This is a genomic window from Kitasatospora sp. NPDC059747, assembly GCF_042732955.1.
GTDB lineage: Bacteria > Actinomycetota > Actinomycetes > Streptomycetales > Streptomycetaceae > Kitasatospora.
The window spans coordinates 26,384-44,653 of sequence record NZ_JBHWGV010000018.1 but is presented as its reverse complement, the minus strand read 5'-3'; the positions used below and the strand labels follow the sequence as shown (position 1 = coordinate 44,653).

Below are 18,270 nucleotides of genomic sequence, written 5' to 3'. Positions count from 1 at the left end.
CTCGCCGGCATCGATCACGGCGAGCGGGGTGTCGAACTGCCGATGGCGGCCCTGGGGAGCGGTAGTCGGAAGCGCACCGGCGCGTTCGGTCCGACTCTGCCGGAGATCCGCGCCTCCCCGCTCCTACGACAACCATGTCGACATAGGATCCGGGCATGAGCGAACGCGTGGTGCCCGAGCCCCAGCGCCGACGGCGTCGGCCCACCAAACAGGGCGTGGTGCTCTCCCAGGAGCTCATCGTCGACACGGCGCTGCGGCTGATCGGGCAGCACGGCGCCGACGCGCTCACCGCCCGGCGACTCGGCGCCGCTCTCGGCGCCCACCCGAGCGCCGTCTACCGGTACTTCCACAGCACCGACGACCTGCTGCTGGCCATCACCGACGAACTCATCGGCCGCGCCCAGGCCGGCTGGCAGCCCACCGGCGACTGGCGGGCCGACCTGCGCGCCATCGGCCTGCGCATCCACTCCTCCTACCAGACCCACCCGCAGGCCGCTCTGCTCGCCGCCCACCGCACCACCGGGCGTACCCACGAGATCGCCGCCGTCGAGACCATCCTCGGCGTCCTGCGCACCGCGGGCTTCCCCGACCCCGAGGCCGTCCGTCTCTACCACGCCTTCGTCGACCAGAGCCTGGGCTTCGCCGCCCTCGACGCCGCCGCCCTCGCCCTCCCCGCGGTGTCCCAGGCGGCGGACCTGCAGGTCTGGCAGGCCTCCTACGCCCGCGTCGACGCCACCACCCACCCGCACATCGCCGCCACCGCCGACCTCCTCGCCGACGACATGCGCCGCAGCGGCTACCCGTACGCGCTCGACCTCCTCCTTGACGCCGCAGAGGCCCGCCTCACGGCGATCCGCTGAACACGGCCGCGCCGCTCCATCCTCGGGCCGGCGGCGCACCGGACCAGCGGCGGGCCACGGACAGGTCGGCGGCGATCGCGGCGGCGGTCTCGGCGTCGGCGGCGCCCGCTCCAGCGCGGAGTTGATGCTCGACCTGCCGGCCGGAGCCCGGACCGATCGCACCGCCCTGGAGCCGGAGCGCCGCAGGCCACTTCCGTTCCCGCCCGAGCCGGCCCGGTCGATCACCATGGGTATCGCCCAGTGGGCACTCACGCGTGCCGGCGCCGGCGCCGGGCAGCCCAATCCGTGGCTGCGCACGCCGGATCGCTTCGGCCCGAGCATCGCCGGCCGACACTCGGGCCCGTCCGGCGCCCGCACCCACCGCAGGCCGCCGTCGCCGAGCGCCCCCAGCCCGGCGACGGCAGCCTGCGCCGCGTTCGGCCGGCCTCGTTCAGCCGGCCCCGTTCGACTGGCCCCGTTCAGCCCGCCGCGTGGACGAGTTCGCCGCCCACGTAGGTCCGCAGCACCCGGGCGTCGGCGATCTCCCCGGCGGGGCCGGTCAGGATGTCGCGGTCGAGGACGACCAGGTCGGCGAGGTGTCCGACGGCCAGGGTGCCGGCGTCGTCGTGCCCGTTCACGTGGGCGGCTCCGGCCGTGTAGGCGGCGAGGGCGGAGGCCGGGTCGAGGCGCTGCTCGGGCAGGAAGATCCGGCCGTCGGTGGCCTCCGGCGTGATCCGGTTGACCGCCACGTGCAGGCCGGCCAGCGGATCCGGGCTGCTCACCGGCCAGTCGCTGCCCGCCGCCAGCGTGGCGCCCGCGCGCTGGAGCGCGCCGAACGGGTACTGCCAGGCGGCGCGTTCGGCGCCGAGGAAGGGGATGGTCAGCTCGTCCATCTGCGGTTCGTGGGCGGCCCACAGCGGCTGGATGTTGGCGATCGCGCCGAGCCGGGCGAAGCGGGGGATGTCGTCCGGGTGGACCACCTGGAGGTGGGCGAGGTGGTGGCGGGTGCCGCGCCACCCGTTGGCGGTGCGGGCGGCCTCGACGGCGTCCAGGGCCTCGCGGACCGCGCGGTCGCCGAGGGCGTGGAAGTGCACCTGGAAGCCGAGCGCGTCGAGTTCGGTGACGTACCCGCGCAGTGCGGCCGGATCGACGAAGCTGAGGCCCGAGTTGGCGGTGGCGCAGCCGCAGCCGTCCAGGTAGGGGCTGGTCATCGCGGCGGTGAAGTTCTCCGCGATGCCGTCCTGCATGATCTTCACCGAGCCGGCCCGGAACCGGCCGTGGGTCAACTCGGCCCTTCGCGCCACCAGTTCGGGGATCTGTTCGGCGCCCCGGTCGCGGTCCCACCAGAGCGCACCGGTCACCCGGGCGGTCAGGGCGCCGGAGCGGGCGGCGGCCAGGTAGGCGTCGGAGGGGTCCGGCTGGCCGTTGAACTCGCCGAGCAGGGCGTCCTGCCAGCCGGTGATGCCGAGCGAGTGCAGCAGGCGCTGCGCCCGCAGCAGGCCGTCCACCCGCTCGGCGGTGGTGGCGGCCGGCACCAGCCGGGCGACCAGGGCGGTGGCGCCCTCCTGGAGCGTGCCGCTGGGCGTGCCGTCGCCCTCGCGCTCGATCCGGCCGTCGGCCGGGTCGGGGGTGTCCCGGGTGAGGCCGGCCAGTTCGAGGGCCCGGGTGTTGACCCAGGCGCCGTGGTGGTCGCGGTTGGTGAGGAAGACCGGGCGGTCCGGGACGACGGAGTCGAGCAGCTGCCTGGTCGGCCGTCCACCGTCGAAGCTCTCCAGCGACCAGCCGCTGCCGGTGATCCACGCCGGCCCGGGGTTGGCCTCGGCGTAGGCGCGGATCCGCTCCAGGCACTCGGTCGCGCCGACCGTGCCGGTGAGGTCGCAGGCGGCCAACTCGACGCCGCCGTACACGGCGTGGACGTGGGCATCCTGGAAGCCCGGCAGCAGCAGCTTGCCGGCGAGGTCGACGACCTCGGTCTTCGGTCCGATCAATCCGCGGACCTCGTCGTGCCCGACGGCGGTGATCCGCTCGCCGGTCACGGCCAGGCCGGTCGCCCGGGTGCGGGCGGCGTCGCCGGTGTGGACGGGGCCGCGGGTGAAGACCAGATCGGCCTGGGTCATGGGTGGTGCTCCGTTCTCGGGTTGCGTGTTGCGTGTTGCGCGTTGCGCGTTGCGCGTTGTGTGCTGCGTGCTGTGTGCGGTGTGTCGGTCGTGCGGGAATCGCTCAGTGCGTGGGCCGCTGGAAGTACGGTGAGCGGCGCCGCCAGCGGGCCCAAGCCGCCGACGGGAGTCCGGTGACGACCATCAGCACCACGACGGTCAGCTCGAACCAGCCGTTGTCGGCGGAGAGTTCGAAGTGGTCGGCGGAGTCGTAGAAGGTCCAGGCCAGGTAGCCGCCGACGGCGAGCAGCGCCGCCGCGCCGAGCAGCGGACCGACCACGGCGCGCAGCCCCTGCAACGGGTCGGTGCGCAACAGGTGGCGGAAGCGGACGGCGGCCGCGACGGCGGTGAGCGCGTAGTAGAGCGCGACGATGACGCCGATCGCGTTGACGGCGGCCGAGATCAGGTCGTTGACGGTCGGGATGGCGATCGAGGCGAGGGCCAGCAGGACGGCGACGCCGGTGATCAGCAGGGTACCGGCGGCGGGGGTGGCGTGCTTGCGGTGCAGCCGGGTCCAGACCGGGCCGAGCACGCCGTCGCGGCCCATCGCGTACATCCCGCGCGCGGTCGGGATCACCGAGGACTGCAGCGAGGCCACGGCGGAGAACGTCAGCGCGATCAACGGCAGTGCGGCCAGCGGCTGGTGGGCGAGCCGGGTGCCGAAGTAGGTCAGTCCGTGCGCGCCGTTGTCGGCCAACTCACCGAGCGGGAGGACCCGTTGGAAGGCGGTGCCGGCCAGCAGGAAGAGCAGCATCATCACCACCAGGGCCAGGAAGCCGCCTCGGGAGGCGTAGCGCGGATCGCGCACTTCCTCGCCGACGCTGAACACCGACTCGAAGCCCCAGTAGCAGAACACCGCCAGCACCATGCCCTGTGCCACCGCGCCGAAGGAGGGGATGTCGAACGGGTTGTACCACTGGAGCGAGAACGGCTGGTCACCCGCGAACAGCCCGTACCCGCAGAAGCCGAGCAGCACCAGGTACTCGAAGACCAGTAGCGCCTTCTGCAGCCGGGCGGCGAGGTCGAGCCCGCGCACCGCGACGAGTGCGGCGCCGATCAGGACGACGAGGCCGAGCAGGGTGCACTGGACGGTGGAGTCGGCGTCCAGGCGCAGGCCGGCGATGCCGCGCAGGTGCGCTTCGTCCAGGAGTTGGATGACCGCCGAGCCGGTGACGGTGGTGGTGTAGGCCATGAAGACCACCGTGCCGACGGTGTTCACCCAGCCGGTGAGGAAGCCCAGCCAGGGACTGAGGGTCCGGCCCACCCAGCGGTAGCTGCTGCCGGCGTCCGGTTCGACCGCGTTCAGCCGCCCGTAGCCACCGGCGATGGCGAGCACGGGCAGGAAGGCCAGCAGCATGATCGCGGGCAGGTGCAGGCCGACGACCCCGGCCATCAGGCCCAGGCCGATGCCGATGCTGCTGGTGGCGGCCGTACTGGACGCGGCGATCACCGCTCCGTCCAGCAGGCCGATGGATTTGTGCATGGCGCCGTGGCTCGCACCCGTTCTCGGACCGCTGCCCGTGTCCTTCAGCGTCGGTACCAACGGATCACCGCCTTGCTCGTGGGGGTGGGGGTGAGGAAGTGCGAGTCATGAAACCGGGGGCGCCCTTACACGTCAATGCTGTTGTCATAAGCGCCCGGAGGCCTGCCGGAGGTTCTCCGGCCCGAAGGGCGGGTCGGCGGGTGGCGGGTCTTTCCGGATGGACGGCACCAGCCCGGACTCGTTCCCGAAGGCGTGGGCGACGTAGAGCTCGCCGGCGAAGTCTCCCGGCCGCTTCTACAACCGGCCCATCGCGCTCAGCATGAGACCCACGCTTCGGGCGGCACCCACATCCGCGACGTTCGACATCGCGAGATCATCGCGCTGTCCCACCCCGACGTCTCCAGCCAAGCCCCTCTGCCGACGAGACGGCGGCGAGGATCTCGCGGGTGGCAACGGTGTCGGGGTGGTGCTGGCCCAGAACGCGTTCCTGGTCGACGAGAAGCTCTTCCCACAGGGTGCCAGGGGGTCAGTTCTCCAGGGCGCGGGCGATGGGGAGGGTGTCGGAGGTCTGGCGGAGGTGGGTGATGCGGCCGGCGGCGAGGGTGAAGAAGTGGGCGAAGCGGGAGGTGAACTGATTGCCCTTCGTCGTGGTGCCGACGTAGCGGCCGAGGACGATGACCTGGTCGCCGTCCTCGTAGAAGGCGTCGCCGATGCACCGGAACTCGCTGAAGTCGGCGAGGAAGGGGAAGAAGTCGCCGACGATGCGGTCGAGTCCTTCGTGGACGCCGCCGTTGGGGAAGCCCTCCGTCACGTCCCAGCGGGCGTCCGCGGCGACGACGGAGCGGATGACGTCCAGGTCGCCCCGGGCGTCGTAGAAGCGGCGGACGACGTCGATCTGCGGGGAGTGGGACACCGTGGTTCCTCTCGACGGGGCTGCGACTGCCATGCGGGATACGCGACGGACGTTACCGGCCCGGAGGCCGGTTGGCGGGCGAATCACGGCACTTCACACCCCCGCTCGGCGGGCTCCGGGAGCAGCGCCAGCAGGCTGCGCCGTGCCACGTCCACGTGCTCCGCGGCGAGCCGGTCGAGCACGTCCTCCGCGCCGCCCGCCCGGAGCAGCCCGGCGAGTTCGCGGTGCTCGTCGACGACCAGTGCGCGGTACTGGCCGCGGGCGAGGGTCACCCGTTGCAGCTGGAACAGGAACACCTGCGAGCGCACGGCCTGCCAGGCCTCGGTGAGGCGGCGGTTGCCGGCGGCCTCGTAGATCCGGTCGTGGAAGGCCATGTCGAGGGCCAGCAGGCGCGGCACGCCGGCTCCGGCGGCGAGTTCGGCGGCCATCTCGTCGACGAGCCGGTCCAGGGCGTCGAGCTGCTGCGGCGTCGCGCGCCGCATCGCAGTGACGGCGGCCAGGCGGTCGAGGGCGGCGCGGACGCGGTAGACCTCCTCCACGTCGACGGCGGTCGCCTCGACGACGGTGGTCGGGCGGTGCCAGCCCGTGCGGATCAGACCCTCGCGCTGGAGCTGCGCGAGGCCTTCGCGGACGGCGCCGCGGCTCACGCCCAGCGACTCGGCGAGTTCGACCTCCCGCAGCGGGGCGCCGGGCGGGAAGCGCCCGTCGAAGATCGCGTCGCGCACCGAGTCCGCGCACTCGTCGGCGAGGCCGCGCCGGGCCGCCTTCCGCAGGGGTTCATCCGTCATGTTCGAATGTTGACATCCGGACATACCGCGGATCAAGGTGGGGGCATGACCCGTCCTGCGTTTCATCTCGCCATCCCGGTCGACGACCTGGCCCGGGCCCGCGCGTTCTACGGCGGTGTGCTCGGCCTCCCGGAGGGCCGCTCGACCGGCCACTGGGTCGACTGGGATCTCCACGGCCACCAGTTGGTGACGCACCTCGTGTCCGGCCCCCGCCCGGACGCCCCCGGACACGGCACCGTGGACGGCCACGCCGTCCCCGTGCCGCACTTCGGGCTGGTGCTGGGCGCCGACGCGTTCCACGCGCTCGCCGGGCGGCTGACGGAGGCCGGCACCGCGTTCGTCATCGAGCCGACGCTGCGCTTCGCCGGGCAGCCGGCCGAGCAGTGGACGATGTTCCTGCACGACCCGGCCGGGAACGCGCTGGAGTTCAAGGCGTTCCGCGACGAGTCCCGGATGTTCGCCCGATGAGCCCGACCAGCCCGATGAGCCCGGCGAACCCCACCGGCCCAGCAGGCCCGGCGAACCCCACCGGCCCGGCGCGGGGCGTGCTGGTCACCGGCGCCTCCCGGGGCATCGGCCGGGCGGTGGCCCACGCCTTCGCCGCCCGGGGCGACCGCGTCGCCGTCCACTACGGCTCGGACGCCGCCCGGGCCGAGGCGACGCTGGCCGCCCTGCCCGGCGAGGGGCACGTCGTCGTCGGCGGCGACCTCGCCGACCCGGACGCGGCCGAGCGGATCGCCGCGACCGCGGAGCGCGCGCTCGGCGGGGTGGACGTCCTGGTCAACAACGCCGCCGTCGCCACCTCGGCGGCCAACGCCCACCCGGTGGCGGAGGTGTCGTACGAGGACTGGCAGCGGGTCTGGCGCCGGATGGTCGACGTCAACCTGCTGGGCGCGGCGAACCTCGGCTACTGCGTCGCCCGCCGCATGATCGCCCGGGGCGCGCCCGGCCGGATCGTCCAGATCGGCTCGCGCGGCGCCTTCCGCGGCGAGCCGGACCACCCCGCGTACGGCGCGAGCAAGGCCGCCCTGCACGCCCTCGGCCAGTCCCTCGCGGTCGCCCTGGCCCCGCACGGCATCGCGGTCACGTCGGTCGCCCCCGGGTTCACCGCCACCGACCGCGTCGCCGACCGCCTGACCGGGCCGTCCGGCCGGGCCCTGCGCGAGCAGAGCCCGTTCGGCCGGGTCGGCACCCCGGAGGAGGTCGCCGCCGCCGTCCTCTACCTCGCCTCCCCGGAGGCGACGTGGGCCTCCGGCACGGTCCTCGACCTCAACGGGGCTTCGCACCTCCGCCTTTGAGCGGTCCGGCGGCCGCTACAGCTCCGGCAGCCGTTCACCGGGCGCGGGGGACCTGCCCTCCTCCAGCCAGTGGAGGTAGATCCGCAGGTCCCCCGCCAGGCCGCCGTCGATGTACGAGCGGTAGTCCCGGACCGCGTCCGCGATGCCCTGCTCCGCCCAGTCGACCTCATTCCAGTCCTGCTCGGACAGGTACCGCGTGATCCGGCCGCGGTCGCGCCACCACTCGCGGACCGCGTCCGGCGTCCAGTGCGCGTCCCCGTCGCAGCCGTACCCGAGGAGCGGATCGCACTCGGCCGCCTCGACCAGCCGGGCCGCCTCCGCCGCCGTCCGGGGCTGCCGGTAGACGTACTCGGCGAGGTACGTGCCCCCGTAGAGGACGTGGTCGGGCGCGGAGAGGCGTCCCGTCCAGCAGTTGTCGGTCTCGGCGCCGTAGAAGGGCCCGGGGACGTTGAGCCAGAGCCGGTCCTCCCAGCGGCCCCGGAACGCCTCGCGGTCCTCGCCGAGGGCCGCCGTGGGATCGAAGTACAGGGTCACGGCGCGAGCATAGGGCCACCCTCCCGACCTGCTCGCGGGGAGGTCGGCCCGGCGGACCTCGCGGCCATCCGCCGCAGTGCCGAGGCGACCTGCCGTCGGATCAGGTCGTCGGGGTCGTGCTCGACCGGTCTCAGGTCGGGCTCCGTCAGCCACCGCCGCCTGATCCCGATGGCGACCGCGGCGTGGCGCGGGACCGGATCGGGGTCGGCGAGGGCCGCGCGGGCCACGGCCGGGGCGCTGGGCGCGTCGAGGCGGGAGAGGTGGCTGATCGCCGCGGCCCGCACGGACGGCGCGGTGTCGTCTCGCAGCGGCAGGACGTCCTCCTCGGTCAGCACCTGGGACTCCTCCAGGGCCTTGAGGGCCGTCTTCCGCACGTCCGGGTCCTCGTCGCGCAGGAGTCGGCGGGCCCGGGCGTGCCAGGAGGTCCCCCGTCCGGCCAGGGCGCGGACGGCGGTTTCACGGACGGCCGCAGCCGAATCGGTCAGAGCCCGCTGGAGTACCGGGAGTTCCTCGTCCGGGAGCGCGACGTTCAGGGCTCTGATCGCGGTCGCGCGGACCCCGGGTTCCGGGTCCGCGGTGGCCGCCGCGCGCAGGACGGCTCTGGTCGCGGGGGTGAGGTGCGGGCGTCGCCGGAGGGTCCTGGCGGCGGCCGCGCGCAGGTCGGGGTCCGGGGAATCGGCGAGGGTGTCCGCGAGCGTCGGCTCGGTGCCGGGGAGGGACAGTTCGAAGCCGTGGGTGTCCAGTCCGTCCGCGGTCTCGTCGAGCCAGCGCTCGTACCAGGCGAGGAAGTCGGTGTCGGGGCTGAAGAAGGACTCGCGCCGGGGGTCGAGGTCGATGTTGAGGATCCGGCCGCGGGCCGGGCCGGTGACCACGAGCACGGTCAGGTAGCCGCACCCCTGGCTGGTGATGGCCATGGTGCCGGCGAACGGCGGCCTCGGGCTCCCCAGCCGCTCCCACCAGCCCCGGCCGGCCCGCACGGTCGTGGGGCGCAGCGGGAACGGCCGGGCCAGGTCGCCGGACTCGCTCAACCCGCCCTGGTTCCAGGCCCGGAGCGGCAGCAGCCCGTAGTGCGGCCCGGCACCGTCGTGGCCCACCTCGGTCAGGAACCGCCGGTACGCCGCAGGGAGCCGGACGCCGTGCTGCGCTTCGAAGGCGGAGACCCGGTCCTCGGTCAGCGGCGGGCCGAGGCGGAAGCCGTGGCGCTCTTCGCCGAAGGACTTCGCGCGGCCGGGCAGACGGGGAACCCTCGCCAGTTTGGCGGTGATTCTGCGGAGACGTTCATCCACGTCGCGTTGCTTCTCAGGGGAAGGCACGCACCCGTCGGGTGGTGCGGGGCCACCGATCATGCCAGGCGCCGGGGCCGTCCCGCCAGGCCCTACGGTCCGGCGGCGGCGCGAACACCGCCGGCGCTCAGCACGTTTCGCGCGCCGGGAGGGCGGCGAACAGCCCGGCGAGCGGGGCGGGCACGCGCTCCGGCGCGAGGGCCTCGACGAGGACGCGGCCGTAGTGGATCTTGCGCCCCTTCTTCGTGCCGAAGAACCGCCGCAGCTGCTGCTGCGCGGTGCGGCTCCGCTGCGCGGGCTGGCGCAGGAACACGTCCAGGGTGCGCGAGTCGCCCTGCTCCCGCACGACTTCGCGCACCGCGTCCACACCCAGCGCGCGGATCAGCTCGTCCTCCAGGTCCGCCGCGCACACGAAGACGTCGTGCGGGTCGGCACCGGCCCGCGCCCAGCCGCGGTCGTAGTAGCCGCGCTCCTGCTCGTCGCACAACCCCGTCAGCCGGAGCCCCAGCCCGGCCGGCCCGAGCAGCCCGGCGAACCGCCCCACGCTCATCGCCCCGCCCATCGCCAGGACGCAGACCCCCTCCCCCGCGAGGTCCCGCCCCCGGCCGGCAGCCAGCGCGTCGACGGCGGCGACATCACTCGGTCCTTCGAGCAGCACGACCGCCCGGACGGACAACCGCCCGGCCAGCTCCCGGGCCTGTTCCGCACCCGGCCCACCGGCCGCCCACGCGACGACCGCGTCGCGGAACGCCGTCATGCCCGCCGCCACGTCCCCCGCCGAACTCCCATGACCCGCTGCGCTCATGGCCGCATCCAAGCAGAAGGAGCAGCGGACGACCGCGGATTTTCCGGCGCCGGACGCGGCGTCGTGCCGGAGCGAGAGCCCTCCGATCAGCGACGAGGCCGCGGAACGGGCGGAGCGGAGCAGATGGGCACCGACCGGCGGAAAAGCGTTGGCGCGCCCGTCGGCGCCGTGCTGGAGTGGGCGGATGGATCATGGAGAACTGCTCGCCCTGTTCGACCGCCGGCTGCGACGTGAGGCGAAGCCCGACAGCGCCGGTGCCCGGATCGAACGGGACGGCGGCGTCCTCCGGCAGGTCGGCGCACCGCACGACTGGAACGGCGTGCTCTGGTCGGACCTCGACGAGGCCGGCGCGGACGCGGCGATCGCCGCACAGGTGCGCTACTTCACCGCGCGGGGCCTCGAGTTCGAGTGGAAGGCGTACGCACACGACCGGCCGGCCGACCTCGGGCGGCGGTTGCGGGCCGCCGGGTTCACGCCGGAGCCGGAGGAGGCGGTCATGGTCGCCGCCATCGCGGACCTGCCCACCGATGCCGCGCTGCCCGACGGTGTGCACCTGCGCCAGGTGACCGACGCCGCCGGGGTGGACCTGGTCGCGGAGGTACACGAGCAGGCGTTCGGCACCAGCAGCGCCCGGCTGCGGCAACGGCTGCTCGACCGGCTCGACCGGAACCCCGGGACGGTCGGCACGGTGGTCGCGATGGCCGGCGAAGTGCCGGTGTGCTCGGCGCGGATGGAGCTGTACCCGGGCACCGAGTTCGCGGGCCTCTGGGGCGGCGGCACGGTCGCCGCCTGGCGGGGCCGGGGCATCTACCGGGCCCTGGTCGCCCACCGCGCCCGGATCGCCGCCGACCTCGGCTACCGCTACCTCCAGGTCGACGCGAGCGACCAGAGCCGGCCCATCCTCCAGCGCCTCGGGTTCGCGGTTCTCAGCACCACGACCCCGTACGTCCACCAGGCCGGGCACGACGGCGGGGCATAGGCGGGCGAAGGGGCTCAGGCGCGCTTGAAGAACTCCACCTCCGCCAGGGCGATGGGACGGCCGGGGGCGGTGCCGGCGGCCTCCTGGACGGTGAGCCTCACCTGGGTGACGTCGCTGATCCCGGTCGCCACGGTCTGCGGTCCCGGCTGGTCGTTGAGCGTGACCTGCCGGCGGTGCACGGTGCCGTCCGACGAGGTGACGTCCATGGCCAGGACGAGCGGGCGGGCCTGCTCCTGGAAGTGCTGCGGGTCCGCGGTGCCGCCGGTGTGGACGATCAGGTCGACGAGCCGGTACGGGGTGCGGAAGTCGAAGGTGATGGAGTCCCCGACCGCGGGTGCTCCCCAGTAGGTGTTGGTGAGGCCGTCATCGGCGGCCGTCGCCGGGTGGCCCTCGACGGCGGCGCTCGCCGTGGTGCGGGAGGGGGCGATCGCGGCGGTGCTGCCGAGCTTGTCCCGCACGTCCTCGAAGGCCCGCCGGCCCGCCGGGTACAGCAGGATCGCCGCGATCACGAGCGCGGCCAGGGCGAGCAGCGCGATGGTGCGGCGCAGCGCGTTGCCCGAGCCGCCGATCCGCGTCCGGCGGCGGAACGGCCAGCGGGTGCGCCACCAGGGCAGCTTCGGTGCGGCCGCGGTCGGGGTCAGCGGTGCGGCGCAGCGGCGGCAGAAGCGGCGGTCGGGCAGGTTGGGCGTGCCGCAGCGGGGGCAGGGCGGGCCGTCGGGGACCTCGTCGGCTGCGGAGGGGCGGACGACGGGGCGGGCCGGGAGGGGTTTGGCGGGCTCGACGGCGACCGGGTCGGCTTGCGGAGCAGGGGCCGGGACAGGGGCCGGGGCCGGAGCCGGAGCAGGGGCCGGGACAGCGGGAGCGGGATCCGTCGTCGATGCGCGCTTCGGTTCGACGGCCGGCGGCGGTTCGGGGGCGGGGACGGGTTCGGGGACCGGCAGCGGCGCCTCCGCCTGCGGGGCGGGCGGCTGCTCCCTCCTCGCGCGCGTCACCCGTCGCGACACCGCCCGCCAGGTGGATTCGGTGCGGGCCGTCTCGGGCTCAGCAGGCGCAGGCCCGGGCGAAGGCTCGGACTCGGCCTTCGCCGGCTCAGACGTGGGCGTGGGCGCAGGCACGGGCACGGGCACGGGCGAAGGCGCGGGCAGAGGCGCCGGCGCGGGCTTCGCCGCGGCGCTGCGCGACCAGCCCAGGTACGCACCGCAGTTGCCGCAGAAGTCGTCGCCCTCTCCGTTGGCCGTCCCGCACTCGGGGCACACCGGCATCCGTCAGCCCTCCGCTCGTCCGGGCAGCCCCGGCGGACCGGGCAGGATCTCCACCCGGCAGTTCAGGTGGACCGGGCAGCCGGCCCTGACGACGGCCAGCACCTGCTCCGCGTCCGGTTCCGGTCCGTTCAGGGGCCAGACCCGGACGAGCACCTCACCGCCCCCGCCGGGCGGCAGGGCGGCGCCGGGAGCGGTCGACCAGGAGACGCCGCCGCCGTCCGTGATCTCGGCGCCGGCGCCCAGCACCAGCCGCAGCCGCTCGACGAGCCCGCGCCGGGTGCCGCGCCAGCGGTGGAGCTCCATCGCGCGCCCGACCACCGCGCGGCGCACCTCGTCCGGCCAGGCCGGGTCGACGTCCACCGCGACCCAGGTCGCCAGCCAGTCGAGGAAGTCGGCCGGCGCGAGGCGGGGCCGGAAGTAGGCGGGCAGGTTGTCCAGCGTCGCGAAGACGGGGGCGAGGACGGTGTCCAGGCCGGCCGTGAAGCGCTGGGCGAGGTCGTCGTCGGCGAAGAGGGCGGGCAGCAGTTCGCCGATGGGGTGCGGGCTCGGCAGACCCGGGACGGCGGCACGCGTCATGCGTCCGCCTCGCTCCGCTCGGCAGGGGCCTCGGCCCGTGCGCACCTTCCGATGACGAGCTCGCTGCGCTCACTCATGACGCACCGCCGTCGGAGGCCACCGCCGTGACCACCACCTGGTGCTGGTGGGAGAAGACCAGCGCGTCCGCCGGTACCTCGACCCGCTCGGCGGGCGCGCCCCGGCGGCCGGTGATGGGGTCGGCGGGGAAGAGCCGCAGCTCCTCCACGCCCGTGACGGCGGCCACCCGCTGGAGCACGGCGAACACCTCCCCGTACTGCACCGCCCGCCCGAACGGCCAGCCCGTGCCGTCGGCGCCGCCGCGCAGCGGGTTGAGGTACCGGTACAGCGTGGCGAGCACCGCGTCGCGGACGCGGTCGGGGTCCGCGGAGCGGGTCGTGAGCCGGGCCACCACCGTGACGCCCTGGTAGGTCGGCGGCTGCACGGCGACCCGGGTGCCGATCAGCCGCCGTTCGTCGAGGGCCGACGCGACGGCGGCCAGGACCTGCTCGTCGGGGATCAGCTGCTCGAAGCGCAGCCGGTCGCCGTCGTCGGCGACCGCGTCGGGCACCACCAGCACGCGGACCGCACCCGCCTCGCCACCGCCGGGCACGCAGGTGATCCGGGCGGCGGACGGCGCGGCCTGGCGGGCGATCAGCTCGTAGTCCCCGGCGGTGACGGCGCGTTCCTGGAGCCGCAGCTGGTGCGGGGCGCGCAGTTTGGCGTTCTCGACGGTCTCGCCGTCCACGCCGCCCCTGGCCGCCTCGCGGTTGTCCACCCGGGCGATGTACGGGACGGAGCTGCGCAGCACGGTGATCGTGCCGCGGGCGACGTTGCCGGCCGTCCCGCCGCCGGTGCGGTAGTGCGGGACCCGGAGGTGGGCGCCCTTGGGCGGCACCGCGCCGAAGGAGCGGAGGGTGCCGTCGGATTCCCGGACGGCGGGCGGGAAGAGGAACTCGCCGGTGGTCGCGTCGAGCACCACGTGCCGGTCGGCCGGTGCGGAGTCGCCGAAGTGCTCGACGACCGTCCAGCGCTGCCAGCCGTCGCCGGCCGAGGCCTCGACGACGGGCGGTTCGCCGTCGAGCAGGACCGGCGGCCGGGCGAGCCGGAAGTGCTGGCCGGCGACGCCCTCGGAGGTGCCGAGCGACGCGCCGGTGACGGTCTGGGCGTGGACGGCGGTCGCGGTGCCGCCGACGGTGAACACCTCGGCCCGGCGGACGGTCGGCGACTCCGAGTAGAACGGCTGGCCGGGCCGGGGCTCGGTGACGCGGCAGCGCAGCCACGCGGCCCGGCGCCCGGCGACGACCGACGCGGTGTGTCCGGCGGGCACGAACACCACCACCTCGCCGGGCCGGTTGAGGCCGCCGGTGGTGTCGGTGCCGGTCTCGCAGGCGCTCCAGCGCGCGCCGTCCCACACCTCCCAGGCCAGCGGCGGCTGGCGCGGGTCGACGCCGACGCCCTCCACCCGGCTGTCGAGCCGGACGACCAGGATGCAGCGGGGCACGACGGCGGGCAGCGCGAAGAGCATCGCGTCGCCGACCTCGGGGCGCGGCTGGAAGCACGGCACGTCCGTCCCGTCGGCCAGCCGGTCCGTGGCGTCGGACTGTTCCCCGGAGGCGGAGAGGGTGACCAGGCGCTCCAGCGCGCTGGGGACGATCGGGAGGTCCTCGGCGGTGGAGAAGACCACGGCCTCGTCGGTCTCGGTGCGCAGCGTGGAGACCTCGGTGCCGGCCCGCAGGAGCACCGTCTCGGGCTGCGCGGCGGAGAGCCAGAAGTCGACGTCGGCGCGGGCGGCCGCGGGCGGGAAGAGCCGGATGCCGAGCAGGTCGAGGAAGGCGGAGTAGTTCTTCTCGGGCACCCGGTTGAGCCGGTAGAGCAGGTGGTCGACGAGATAGGCGAAGGTCTCGATGAGGGTGACGCCGGGGTCGGAGACGTTGTGGTCGGTCCACTCGGGGGCGCGCTGCTGGACGTACCGCTTGGCCTCGTCGACGAGTTGCTGGAAGCGGCGGTCGTCCAGGTTCGGGGAGGGCAGGGCCATCAGCGCACGCTCCCGTCGGCGGACGTGGGTGACTCCGGGATGGTGTAGAAGGGGAAGACGAGGTTGCGGCGGTCGTTGGTGGCGCGCACGGTGTAGTGGACGTCGATGTAGAGCGTGCCCTCGTCGACGCTGTCGAAGGCGATCGCGACGTCGTCGACCTCGATCCGCGGTTCCCAGCGTTCGAGGGCGATGCGCACCTCGCGGGCGATCCGTCCGGCGGTGGTGCTGTCGCCGGGGGCGAACACGTACTCGTGGATGCCGCAGCCGAATTCCGGGCGCATCAGCCGCTCGCCGGGGGCGGTGCCGAGGATCAGCCGGATCGCCTCGGCGAGCTCCCGGTCGCGGTCGACCATGCCGATGCCGCCGGTGGCGTTCACGCGCAGCGGGAAGGCCCAGCCCCGGCCGATGAAGTTGCCGGTCATGCGACGCCTCCGATCAGGACGTTGAACGCGCCGGCGATGACGGCGGCGCCGCAGGTCGTCTTGTCGCCCATGCGGGCCGCGGGCAGGCCGCCGATGAGGACCACTCCCCTGGTCACCGTGCCGAGTTGGGGCTCGACGACGTTGGCCGGGCCCATCTCCACGTGCGGGACGCAGGCGTGCAGGCTGCCGACCACGGCGGCGGGCCGGCCGCCGATCAGCACGGTCTCCACGGCGATGGCGCCCGGCGGCGGGGTGGCGAGGACGCCGCCGTGATCGGTGGGGTCGCCGGTCCGGGCTGCGGGGGGCATGTGCGGTCTCCAATCCGAGGGTGCCCGACGGGATCCGGCGGGCCTGTTCCTGACCATGACGTTCCGTCAATTGATGTGCACGAACGCCCCCTTGAGGACCGCTTCGGCCCCGCCGTCCACCGTGACGGCCGTCGTCCCGCGGACGGTCACCGATCCGCCGCGCACGTTCACCTCTCCGGTGCCAGCGTCGAGGGTGATGCCGGAGGACGAGAGGCGGACCGTGCTTCCCCCCGCGCCGCCCACGCCGTGGACGGTGAGCACGATCTCGCCGTTCTGCTGGTCCAGCTTGACCTCCAGCTTCCCGTCCCCGCTCGCCAGTCGGACCCCCGACGTGCCGCCCGGCACGTCCAGCAGCTCCAGGCGGTGGCCCGAACGGGACACGACGGAGCGGCGGTTGACCGTCCCGGCGGCGGCGTCGACGAGCGGCACGTCGTGCGGCGAGGGCCGGTCCACGCCGTTGTAGAGCCCGCCGAGCACGTAGGGGCTGTCCAGGTCGCCCTGTTCGAAGCCGACCAGCACCTCGTCGTTGACCTCGGGACTCACCACGCCGCCGCCCCCGTGGCCTCCCCACTGCACGGTGCGCACCCAGTCGGACACGTAACTGTCGTCCAGCCAGGGGAACTTCAGCTTCACCCAGCCGCGCCGCCCGTCGCCCGGCTCGCGGACGTCGGTGACCACCGCGACGGCCAGGCCCGGCATCCGCGGCCCGCGCGGCGGCGCGTTGCCGCCGGTGGCCAGCCCGGCCAGGGAGCGGTCGGGCGACGCGCTGACGACGACGGTGGTCCGGTAGCCGCGGAACGGTTCGACGAGGTGGCGCACCCCGGTGGCGGTGTAGCGGCCGGAGAAGGCGGCGCCGACGTTCCCCAGGGCGACCGCGGTGCCCGCCCGCAGCCGCGGATTGCCCTCGACGACCGCCTCCAGCTCGCCGAAGCCGGCGGCCACCGAGGCCGCCAGCGAGCGCGCCGCGGCCGTCGTCTCCGCCTGGGTGCGGTACGGGGTGTCGGCGACGGTCAGCCGGGCCGGGCCCGCGAAGGCGGACGCGGCCACCGAGGGACTCAGGCCCGGCTGCACCGTCAGGGAGGTCACCGACGGCTCGGCGGCCACCAGTGCGCTCTTGGTCGTCACGTTCCAGCCGCGCGCCTCGACGGTGTCCGCCCCCGCGCCACCCGTCAGCACGCCGCGCAGCTCCAGCAGGTTGCGGCCGTACTCCAGGACCAGCGGGCTCTGCGGCGCCGGCGTGGAGGGCGCCGGCGCGCCGGACGCGGGCTCGGGCTTGACGAACTCCAGCCGCCCGTCGTCATCAGCCCGCACCTGCGCGCCGCTCTCCAGCGCCAGGAACTGGAGGAACTCCCAGTCCGGGACGTTCGCCTGGGAGAGCTGCTGGTGGACGACCGGGAAGGAGTCCACCCGCCCGCAGGTCAGGCCCGCGCCCGCGGCGACCTCGCGGACGATGTCCGCGGTCGTCATGTTCCGGAACGCCTTCACCCGGCGCCCGCGCATCAGCCGGTGCGTGACCGCCGACGCCCGCACCACGGTGTACGAGCCGGTGGTGTCCACCTCCAGCTCCAGCGCCGTCACCTCGCCGGTGAACAGCCGCACCTGGGTGTGCCCCTGCACGGTGACCACCGACACCCGCACCTTCGTGCCGATGGTGATCCCGGTCGCGGTGAGGAACGTGTGGTCGGCGTCCCGGAAGGTCAGGACGGCGGTGTCGGGCAGGCCGACGCTCTCCTCGATGTCGCAGGACACCAGCTGCGCCGCCCACGCCGGCGGCAGCGGCCCCGGCGCCTCGACGACGGGATCCGCGGCGAACGGGCGGCCGCCCCGGGCCTCGGGGGTCGTCACGCGCGCCCTCCCCGGGTGAGTTCGTCGATCCCCGGCACGATCAGCTCCGCGCCGGGGACGAGGACCAGCGGATCGTCGATGTCGTTGGCCTCCGCGATCGTGCGCCAGGCCGTCGCGTCCCCGTAGGCGCGCCAGGCGAGCAGCGGCAGCGTGTCGCCCGCGATCACCCGGTGGGTGCTGCGAGCCTCCGGCGAGCCCGAGGTCGGGTTCTGGCCGGCCGGGTCGACGCTGGCCTCGTCGATCGTGAGCGAGCAGACCGCGCGCAGCGGATTGCCGTCGACGTCGAAGAGCGTGTAGGTGACGGAGAGGCCGGTCAGCACCCCGTTGAACGAGGTCGTCTTCAACGTGCCCCAGTCCAGCCGGATCCACGGGCTGGCCGGCGTCTTGCGCGCCAGGCTCGTCGGGGTGGGCACGCACGCCGTCATCAGCTGCTCCACCGCCCGTTCCACCGAGTTGTCGTGCGTCGCCGTCGAGTCGAGGAACACGTCGAGGGAGAGCGACCGCGGCCCGCTGCCGACGAACTCCGGCAGCGCCGACTGGCCCGCCATCCGGGACGGCGTGCGCCGCCACTCCGTCGTCTTGCGCAGCACCAGGGTCGCCGGGTTGAACTGCAGCGGAAGCCGCGCGATCGCCCCTCCGGGCTGGGCGCCGACCGCGGACGGGGGCTCCATGATGGTCAGTTGGGCCCGGGTGACGCTCGCGGGGACCGCGGGGGACATCCTTGCTGCTCCTCTGGTGGACGGG

Annotated in this window: 18 protein-coding genes and 1 pseudogene; 4 read left to right on the top strand and 15 right to left on the bottom strand. The window is 74.6% G+C overall.

Annotated elements, in window-relative coordinates; translation table 11 throughout:
* The first annotated feature begins 155 nt into the window (after positions 1 to 155).
* Positions 156 to 860 carry a TetR/AcrR family transcriptional regulator gene (locus tag ACFV4G_RS10725; RefSeq protein WP_380438688.1) on the top strand — a complete coding sequence of 235 codons (705 nt, stop codon included), beginning with the start codon at positions 156 to 158 and terminating at the stop codon, positions 858 to 860.
* Positions 861 to 1,318: 458 nt separating this feature from the next.
* Here the strand turns inward: ACFV4G_RS10725 and ACFV4G_RS10720 are convergent, their stop codons facing one another.
* From ACFV4G_RS10720 to ACFV4G_RS10705, 4 genes are all read right to left on the bottom strand, one after another.
* A complete protein-coding gene (locus ACFV4G_RS10720) occupies positions 1,319 to 2,956 on the bottom strand; it encodes an amidohydrolase (RefSeq protein ID WP_380438686.1) in 1,638 nt (545 codons plus the stop codon).
* 103 nt (positions 2,957 to 3,059) lie between these two features.
* Positions 3,060 to 4,478 (bottom strand): APC family permease, encoded by a 1,419-nt coding sequence (locus tag ACFV4G_RS10715; RefSeq protein WP_380438684.1) that lies wholly within the window; start codon positions 4,476 to 4,478, stop codon positions 3,060 to 3,062.
* A gap of 526 nt (positions 4,479 to 5,004) precedes the next feature.
* Positions 5,005 to 5,424 carry a nuclear transport factor 2 family protein gene (locus ACFV4G_RS10710; protein ID WP_380438682.1) on the bottom strand — a complete coding sequence of 140 codons (420 nt, stop codon included), beginning with the start codon at positions 5,422 to 5,424 and terminating at the stop codon, positions 5,005 to 5,007.
* A gap of 50 nt (positions 5,425 to 5,474) precedes the next feature.
* Positions 5,475 to 6,179, bottom strand: a complete 705-nt coding sequence (locus ACFV4G_RS10705; protein WP_380438680.1) for a GntR family transcriptional regulator — start codon at positions 6,177 to 6,179, stop codon at positions 5,475 to 5,477.
* Between the two features lie 45 nt (positions 6,180 to 6,224).
* Here ACFV4G_RS10705 and ACFV4G_RS10700 point away from each other — a divergent pair, with 45 nt between their 5' ends.
* Positions 6,225 to 6,647, top strand: coding sequence for a VOC family protein (locus ACFV4G_RS10700; protein WP_380438678.1), 423 nt, complete (start codon positions 6,225 to 6,227; stop codon positions 6,645 to 6,647).
* A gap of 14 nt (positions 6,648 to 6,661) precedes the next feature.
* The gene (locus ACFV4G_RS10695) at positions 6,662 to 7,477 is read left to right on the top strand and encodes an SDR family NAD(P)-dependent oxidoreductase (protein ID WP_380438788.1); all 816 of its coding nucleotides are present in this window, start codon (positions 6,662 to 6,664) and stop codon (positions 7,475 to 7,477) included.
* A 15-nt stretch (positions 7,478 to 7,492) separates the two neighbouring features.
* Here ACFV4G_RS10695 and ACFV4G_RS10690 read toward each other — a convergent pair whose 3' ends face one another.
* The 3 genes from ACFV4G_RS10690 to ACFV4G_RS10680 all read right to left on the bottom strand — a co-directional run bounded on the left by ACFV4G_RS10690 (position 7,493) and on the right by ACFV4G_RS10680 (position 10,099).
* Positions 7,493 to 8,011, bottom strand: coding sequence for a ferredoxin (locus tag ACFV4G_RS10690; RefSeq protein ID WP_380438676.1), 519 nt, complete (start codon positions 8,009 to 8,011; stop codon positions 7,493 to 7,495).
* Positions 8,008 to 9,297, bottom strand: coding sequence for a HEAT repeat domain-containing protein (locus ACFV4G_RS10685; RefSeq protein WP_380438674.1), 1,290 nt, complete (start codon positions 9,295 to 9,297; stop codon positions 8,008 to 8,010). The genes ACFV4G_RS10690 and ACFV4G_RS10685 overlap by 4 nt, the downstream gene beginning before the upstream one ends.
* A 124-nt stretch (positions 9,298 to 9,421) precedes the next feature.
* Positions 9,422 to 10,099 (bottom strand): TOPRIM nucleotidyl transferase/hydrolase domain-containing protein, encoded by a 678-nt coding sequence (locus ACFV4G_RS10680; protein WP_380438672.1) that lies wholly within the window; start codon positions 10,097 to 10,099, stop codon positions 9,422 to 9,424.
* Between the two features lie 184 nt (positions 10,100 to 10,283).
* Here ACFV4G_RS10680 and ACFV4G_RS10675 point away from each other — a divergent pair, with 184 nt between their 5' ends.
* Positions 10,284 to 11,078 (top strand): GNAT family N-acetyltransferase, encoded by a 795-nt coding sequence (locus ACFV4G_RS10675; protein WP_380438670.1) that lies wholly within the window; start codon positions 10,284 to 10,286, stop codon positions 11,076 to 11,078.
* 14 nt (positions 11,079 to 11,092) lie between these two features.
* Here ACFV4G_RS10675 and ACFV4G_RS10670 read toward each other — a convergent pair whose 3' ends face one another.
* The 8 genes and pseudogenes from ACFV4G_RS10670 to ACFV4G_RS10635 form a co-directional block, all read right to left on the bottom strand.
* Positions 11,093 to 12,070 carry an NADase-type glycan-binding domain-containing protein gene (locus tag ACFV4G_RS10670; RefSeq protein ID WP_380438786.1) on the bottom strand — a complete coding sequence of 326 codons (978 nt, stop codon included), beginning with the start codon at positions 12,068 to 12,070 and terminating at the stop codon, positions 11,093 to 11,095.
* A 204-nt stretch (positions 12,071 to 12,274) separates the two neighbouring features.
* Positions 12,275 to 12,340 (bottom strand): annotated as a pseudogene (locus tag ACFV4G_RS10665) (zinc-ribbon domain-containing protein); the annotation flags it as partial.
* A gap of 3 nt (positions 12,341 to 12,343) precedes the next feature.
* Positions 12,344 to 12,916, bottom strand: a complete 573-nt coding sequence (locus tag ACFV4G_RS10660) for a phage tail protein I (RefSeq protein WP_380438668.1) — start codon at positions 12,914 to 12,916, stop codon at positions 12,344 to 12,346.
* A gap of 73 nt (positions 12,917 to 12,989) precedes the next feature.
* Positions 12,990 to 14,951, bottom strand: a complete 1,962-nt coding sequence (locus tag ACFV4G_RS10655; protein ID WP_380438666.1) for a putative baseplate assembly protein — start codon at positions 14,949 to 14,951, stop codon at positions 12,990 to 12,992.
* Positions 14,951 to 15,373, bottom strand: a complete 423-nt coding sequence (locus tag ACFV4G_RS10650) for a GPW/gp25 family protein (RefSeq protein WP_380438664.1) — start codon at positions 15,371 to 15,373, stop codon at positions 14,951 to 14,953. Before ACFV4G_RS10650 ends, ACFV4G_RS10655 begins: the two co-directional genes overlap by 1 nt.
* Positions 15,370 to 15,681, bottom strand: coding sequence for a PAAR domain-containing protein (locus ACFV4G_RS10645; RefSeq protein WP_380438662.1), 312 nt, complete (start codon positions 15,679 to 15,681; stop codon positions 15,370 to 15,372). Before ACFV4G_RS10645 ends, ACFV4G_RS10650 begins: the two co-directional genes overlap by 4 nt.
* A 66-nt stretch (positions 15,682 to 15,747) precedes the next feature.
* On the bottom strand, positions 15,748 to 17,526 hold the full coding sequence (locus ACFV4G_RS10640) for a VgrG-related protein (protein ID WP_380438660.1): 1,779 nt from the start codon (positions 17,524 to 17,526) through the stop codon (positions 15,748 to 15,750).
* A complete protein-coding gene (locus ACFV4G_RS10635) occupies positions 17,523 to 18,245 on the bottom strand; it encodes a LysM peptidoglycan-binding domain-containing protein (protein ID WP_380438658.1) in 723 nt (240 codons plus the stop codon). Before ACFV4G_RS10635 ends, ACFV4G_RS10640 begins: the two co-directional genes overlap by 4 nt.
* Between the last annotated feature and the right edge of the window lie 25 nt (positions 18,246 to 18,270).

What these genes read in the sequence shown, in the direction of transcription:
- ACFV4G_RS10675 (WP_380438670.1), top strand. Translation starts at nt 10,284, where the DNA reads ATGGATCATGGAGAACTGCTCGCCCTGTTCGACCGCCGGCTGCGACGT.
- ACFV4G_RS10655 (WP_380438666.1), bottom strand. Translation starts at nt 14,951, where the DNA reads ATGGCCCTGCCCTCCCCGAACCTGGACGACCGCCGCTTCCAGCAACTC.
- ACFV4G_RS10695 (WP_380438788.1), top strand. Translation starts at nt 6,662, where the DNA reads ATGAGCCCGGCGAACCCCACCGGCCCAGCAGGCCCGGCGAACCCCACC.
- ACFV4G_RS10635 (WP_380438658.1), bottom strand. Translation starts at nt 18,245, where the DNA reads ATGTCCCCCGCGGTCCCCGCGAGCGTCACCCGGGCCCAACTGACCATC.
- ACFV4G_RS10720 (WP_380438686.1), bottom strand. Translation starts at nt 2,956, where the DNA reads ATGACCCAGGCCGATCTGGTCTTCACCCGCGGCCCCGTCCACACCGGC.
- ACFV4G_RS10725 (WP_380438688.1), top strand. Translation starts at nt 156, where the DNA reads ATGAGCGAACGCGTGGTGCCCGAGCCCCAGCGCCGACGGCGTCGGCCC.
- ACFV4G_RS10700 (WP_380438678.1), top strand. Translation starts at nt 6,225, where the DNA reads ATGACCCGTCCTGCGTTTCATCTCGCCATCCCGGTCGACGACCTGGCC.
- ACFV4G_RS10705 (WP_380438680.1), bottom strand. Translation starts at nt 6,179, where the DNA reads ATGACGGATGAACCCCTGCGGAAGGCGGCCCGGCGCGGCCTCGCCGAC.
- ACFV4G_RS10710 (WP_380438682.1), bottom strand. Translation starts at nt 5,424, where the DNA reads ATGGCAGTCGCAGCCCCGTCGAGAGGAACCACGGTGTCCCACTCCCCG.
- ACFV4G_RS10660 (WP_380438668.1), bottom strand. Translation starts at nt 12,916, where the DNA reads ATGACGCGTGCCGCCGTCCCGGGTCTGCCGAGCCCGCACCCCATCGGC.
- ACFV4G_RS10650 (WP_380438664.1), bottom strand. Translation starts at nt 15,373, where the DNA reads ATGACCGGCAACTTCATCGGCCGGGGCTGGGCCTTCCCGCTGCGCGTG.
- ACFV4G_RS10645 (WP_380438662.1), bottom strand. Translation starts at nt 15,681, where the DNA reads ATGCCCCCCGCAGCCCGGACCGGCGACCCCACCGATCACGGCGGCGTC.
- ACFV4G_RS10680 (WP_380438672.1), bottom strand. Translation starts at nt 10,099, where the DNA reads ATGAGCGCAGCGGGTCATGGGAGTTCGGCGGGGGACGTGGCGGCGGGC.
- ACFV4G_RS10715 (WP_380438684.1), bottom strand. Translation starts at nt 4,478, where the DNA reads ATGCACAAATCCATCGGCCTGCTGGACGGAGCGGTGATCGCCGCGTCC.